At 59.5% G+C, this 5,063-nt stretch carries 5 protein-coding genes; all 5 read right to left on the bottom strand.

Features of this window, described 5'->3' with window-relative positions:
- Positions 1-3: 3 nt before the first annotated feature.
- Positions 4-210, bottom strand: a complete 207-nt coding sequence (locus AC1D01_RS20300; protein ID WP_477831120.1) for a DUF2283 domain-containing protein — start codon at positions 208-210, stop codon at positions 4-6.
- Positions 211-321: 111 nt separating this feature from the next.
- Entirely contained in the window at positions 322-915 is a 594-nt protein-coding gene (locus AC1D01_RS20295) for a DUF4844 domain-containing protein (RefSeq protein WP_477869439.1), read from the bottom strand.
- Between the two features lie 555 nt (positions 916-1,470).
- Entirely contained in the window at positions 1,471-1,977 is a 507-nt protein-coding gene (locus AC1D01_RS20290; RefSeq protein WP_477869437.1) for a hypothetical protein, read from the bottom strand.
- A gap of 957 nt (positions 1,978-2,934) precedes the next feature.
- Positions 2,935-3,285 (bottom strand): hypothetical protein, encoded by a 351-nt coding sequence (locus AC1D01_RS20285; protein WP_457336471.1) that lies wholly within the window; start codon positions 3,283-3,285, stop codon positions 2,935-2,937.
- A 261-nt stretch (positions 3,286-3,546) separates the two neighbouring features.
- A complete protein-coding gene (locus AC1D01_RS20280) occupies positions 3,547-3,912 on the bottom strand; it encodes a hypothetical protein (RefSeq protein ID WP_457336473.1) in 366 nt (121 codons plus the stop codon).
- Positions 3,913-5,063 lie beyond the last annotated feature (1,151 nt).

Here is a 5,063-nt window from a genome sequence, read left to right as displayed (position 1 = left end):
GCTTCAGGCGAGGACTTCCACGCCAATCAGATGCCCTTGGGCGTCAAAGTCCAAGTACAAGTCCGGGCCCTTGTACGGCAACAGGCTCGCTAGACGCACTGTTTTTGTCACGCAACCAGGAGTTCCTTTGCCTGGGTGACCGGGCAGGGACAAATAGGCAACGTCGTGATCGTCCGGGTTGACGGCAAGAGAGATATGACTGGTATCCATTTGAATCTCTGAAGATCGAACTGATGAGCAGGAGGTTCAAGTCGGCTGCGCCGAAGGAGACATTCGCGAAGGGGAGCTTCTGGCCGGCATGCGACGTCCTGTGTGGCTTCATCAGATGCCGCCCAAGTAGAAGGTCAAAAGGCCATCCGAGCTCTCGATGTCGAGGATGTCCATGATCGATTCCAGCTCTGTCCCGAAATGCTCTCTCCCTTCGGTGTCCTCATGCTCAACCTGGACGAGAACGCGTTGGAACTGCGCCATGACCCACAGCTTGCTTGGATTGGAAGTGAGCCCAGCGATCAGGATGTCAACCAAGCCGTTCAGCAGCTGCGAGAGCCGTTCGCGTTCGCCAGTAGGGTCGAGCCCTGGCAGATCGCCCAACTTGGCACCGCTCCGATAGGCAGACAACCTCTCCAACTGATCGGGACCGATGGTCAATGGTTCATCAGCCACGCCATTGAGCGGATCATGTTTCACTGCGGCTGTAACTTCCGGAGCGGTAGCCTCGAGCTCTGGATAGTGATCAAGAAGCCGTGCTCGAAGCCCGAAAAGCACCGCGTCAGTAGTCTCACCGTGTGCCCGGACGGCGTCATCGCGCTCGGGGCCGTCGGGCAGTTCACCTAGAACCTGATACGCCTCGCAAAGCACTGTGAATGCTCGCTGATATACGTCATAAAGCTTGGTCGCCTGCTCCCGTTCGATCATCGCCTGTCCGTAGATGAGTTGCGAACTGATGGTAGCGCGGCGAAACGCTGCGGTTGGGGGGCCCAGAGCTGACGCTAGTGACTGGCTGGTTGTGGCCCTGAGGCTGTCACGGGGGACCTCAAGCCGTTACCCACGACCTCAGAATCGCAGCACCAAGCGGCAGAGCCGCCAAGAGCGCTCCTGTCGACGCGGCGCACCCCTCGAACCAGTTCAGTGAGCCTTCGTTCTGCCACGACATCCACTGCCTTGTTCGAGCAGAGTTTGACGCTGACGCCAACACCACGAGACCAGCGCCGATGCCTGACAGCCAGAAGCATGGTGGTCGTAGCACAACCAAGATGACGCCGATGGACAGTACGGCAACGAGCCATCTTCGGACCCTCGAATTCTTGAGCGTAAATGCTTGATCCACGCTGACCAGCCTACCCGAAAGCCGTCACTCACGACGGACCGCTTGTGGCCGATTGCAGGTCTGCGCGCCGTGCGCAGCGAGCGACCGCTGATAGTTTCATTGATCTGTCGGCTCAACGCCAGTACGCAGCATCCGTCGTGCGYTCAGTCCGGYAYCTCACCGCCGCAGGTCTTCCAGTTGAAGCGCGTGATCCGTASCATCGCCTGGCCATCGCCTTCATCAACGGGCGTGAAGGCACGGCTGGTGATTCGCTCATCTTCCACAAATGCGCGACGCAGCGGAGACAACACGCCGAGGCACGCAGCATCGTCGGACAGATGGTGATATGTCAGCGCCAAGTCGTTGCGCACTTGCGCCTCGTCGGGCAGCCAGTACATGAAGCGGCCGCAGCGATTCAGCAAGGCGCTGAGGGCCTCCGCGGCTTCCCGATACTTTCGGCCGCGGTACAGCGCAGTGAAACGGTCGCGCTCATGCTTCACAAGCACTGCACGGCAGGCTGGARCTTCGCGGTAATAGTCGCCCTGGAAGAAGGCGCGAGATCCGCAAGGCCCCCTGCATGCGGCCTCGGTGGCCGGATCCGGGTTGATCGACACTCGGTCGAGGCTTCTTTCGAAGCTGATCTTGCATCCCTCCTGCGTCACAGCCTTCATGTCTCGAACGGTGGCCTCCAGTCCGCACGAGTGGCCGTTTGYCCCGATGGTGTCCAGTTGAAGCTTGCCATCCTTCTCAACGACCRACGTACCCCATCCTCCCTCGGTGATGTACGTGCCCGCAGGAATCGACTGGGCTTGAACGGCGTGTGTTGCACAGCTTGCAGCCAGCACGATCGCAGCGTATCGAAGCATTGGAATCATTCTCTTAGAACCCCTCGAAAGGAACAACACCGGAGAGGCTTGCGAACTGTTCGAAAGCTGCCTGTCACGACCGACTGGTCGTGGACGGTCGCTTGCCTCGCCCGGTCGCCTGTAGACGMCCCGTTGCTGTCAGTCGGTTGCCCCGACGATATGCGGGTGCGCAGTCGTTTGCCGGGCTAGGGAGTTCGGTAGATTGGTGTCTGCACACTCGATGAAACGACTATCCATTCACCGTCTTTCTCCACGTATCGGAACACGTCCTTGAATCGGTGGTCGTCACCGGTGCAGTTGCCCCATACGTCCACCCACAGGGCTCCMCCTTCTGACTCACCACCCACGGCTCTGGTGAGMGTACATCCCGAATGCAGCTTCGCAAAATCAGCTGCCACCTGCGCATCGGTGGGGCCGCTGCAGCCCAAGATCGATGCGCCGCAGAGAGCCGTAGCCGCCACTGCCAAGACACGACCGAGAACAGAGGGAAGCTGTTGAGGAGTCATCCGCAGAGCTTGRGTCGATATCGCGAAGCCAATGTGAAGTCTGCGTGCTCCGAGGCCATATCGCTCGCCCGACAGCASTCGTCCACTAGCGACAGGAAGTGGCCGGCTGAGGACGTTCGGGCTTAGCTGCTGGTGGCCTCGAAACGACCCGTTGCGGGAATTCGCGATGCCAGATCGCCCTTATCAAAGCTGTCACTCAGCGCTCGACGTGACAGGTGGCGCGCGTGGTCCTGCAAAGCATCCCTTCGCTGCGGCTTCAAACGACAGCCCCTCTACCCTGGATCAAGGTGCCTACCACCTTGGCTGTGCCCCACGTGATGACCGCACCAAGAATYCCAAGGCTGAAGATGATGGTGAGATTCAGCGCCAGATGGTTCCAAGGACCCGGTGATACGGTGAAGCTGGAAAGGATCACTGAACATGCAAACGCGACCAGTTGCGAAGGCACGAAAATGAGGGCAGCTGCAGCCCATACAGAAATCCTTTGATTGCGGGAAAGGCCGTTCAGTCTGGACGTACGCAGAAGCCTGCGAATGGACACGACAGCCCACACTACCGCAGCAAATGAACCGATGGCAATCGCAGTGAAGACGTTCAGTTCTGGCATATGCAAGATGCAGGCGGTCTAACAATGTTGGATGGAGGCTTGGGCCACAAGGCGTCAAGCGAGCTACCTCGAAGCAGTCTTTCGCGACCGCTGCAAGTGGCCGAATGTTGCCGGTCGGCTGCCCTGCCTGATCGCCTGTCGGCGACCCGTTGCGGACCTTCGCGTCGTTGATCTCGAATCAGGAGGCTGCCGTTCGACGTTTGACTGAGAGGCGTCTTACAGCTGGCGAAGTCAGCTGCAAGACGTCCTTTCCATGGAGGGTCAGGCCTCACGCGCAGAACACGACGCGTTGCTGGCAGTCGCATGGCTTTGGCATTCTTCGCTCTTGGATGTTGCCTGTTCCAGGAGCGAGAGAAACCTGTTGAAGCTTTCCTCGCTCTGGCCGTATCGCTCAAGTATTGCCGTTGCCCAACCTTGTACGCAGCTCCACTTGGTGCGAGTGAACAGGAAATCATTGAACGCGCGGTTGAACCAGTCGAAATCGCCGAGTACACCCGCAGCTGCTAGACCGGCATCGAAGCCATAAAGCTGCGTTTCGAGCGAGCGAAGATCGAAGTCTCGGATGTACATACCCGGCTTCAACGTGACTGCCTTGATGTGAGCCAATGTGAGCGGATGCGGCTTCATCTGCGGGGCCCAATGTTTGACGTGAGAGGCGCTTGGAGGCCGCAGGCCGGAAAGCGTCCTCTCGAAACTTCCGTGGTGCAGACGGCGACATCGCATCCATCGACCCGGCTTGCCCGAAAGCAGTCTACCGCGGTCATCTGCAAGTGGCCGGCAGTTCGCGTCCAACAGGTGCGCCGTTCACCGGTTCAGTCGCTCGCAAGCGGAGTCAGGCTTCATGCCAGAGGACGCCTCTCAACCTCTCTCTTGCCGGGTCGTGCCGGCGATGGCAATCCCACTGCCGCGCCGCGGCAGAAGTTGATTTCCTCGGCACCCAGAGGCGGTCTTCGGAGAGTGGGCCGTGCACTCGGCGGAAATACTCGATTGCTTCGAGACGCTTCCTGCGAATCCGCGCACGAATCGGACCTCGGGATCGAATTTCCCAGTCGACGAGGCCGGCCATAAGCAAACGAAGCTCGGCCTTGCTCAGCATAGGCCAGCTCGCTCGACGGCGCATGAGTGGGTTGCGAACTTGAACGCTCGCGGTTTTCAGCAGCCGCATCTGATCTGCAAGTTGGTCATGTTCGCGCAGACTACCCCAAAGGCGCCGCTCGCGACCGTCCGCTGCTGGCCGGCAGCGAGCCTTTGACTGACCGCCGACGAGGGCGGGCGAACAAGTCGAGCCTCAGGACTTGCCAGTCCATGCTCTGTGGAAGTGTCAGTTYGATCTACGACTGCGCGCTGTGCGCTCTGGAGCATGCGACCAGTCGGCTCGTTCAATACCGTAGCTTTGAAGAGCGCACGCATAGGCCTCCTCTAAAGTCGCATGCCAAGAATCGGCAGCGTAGCTTCGGTCGGGAGATGAGTATGCGAAGAGAAAGTTGCCGGTTCCGTCGTCAGTGATTTCGAACTTGAAGTCGAGTTCGATGGCATCAGCCTCCCCAGCAAGGGCAGGACGCCAGCCGCTGTGCGGGTAGCCAACAATTCTTATGCGACGACTTGGAATGATGGCGAAGGACTTCATAGAGTGCGTCGAATTGTGCCAAGAGGGTCGACATGAAAGCCGCCGGTCGCGATGGACCGCTGGTGGCCGATTGCGGGCGGTTGGACTACTTCGACCGCGCCGCCTTCTCGGCCCTCCACCGATCGCACATCACCGGCTTTGACCTGCCTCG

The sequence above is a fragment of the Rhizobacter sp. P3_B12 genome, from assembly GCF_056402895.1.
The sequence above is the reverse complement of the archived record's forward strand: the minus strand, read 5'-3'. Positions and strand labels throughout refer to the sequence as shown.

Bases quoted from the DNA above. Each gene is read 5' to 3' on its own strand.
- AC1D01_RS20300 (WP_477831120.1), bottom strand. From the start codon at position 210: ATGGATACCAGTCATATCTCTCTTGCCGTCAACCCGGACGATCACGAC.
- AC1D01_RS20295 (WP_477869439.1), bottom strand. From the start codon at position 915: ATGATCGAACGGGAGCAGGCGACCAAGCTTTATGACGTATATCAGCGA.
- AC1D01_RS20280 (WP_457336473.1), bottom strand. From the start codon at position 3,912: ATGAAGCCGCATCCGCTCACATTGGCTCACATCAAGGCAGTCACGTTG.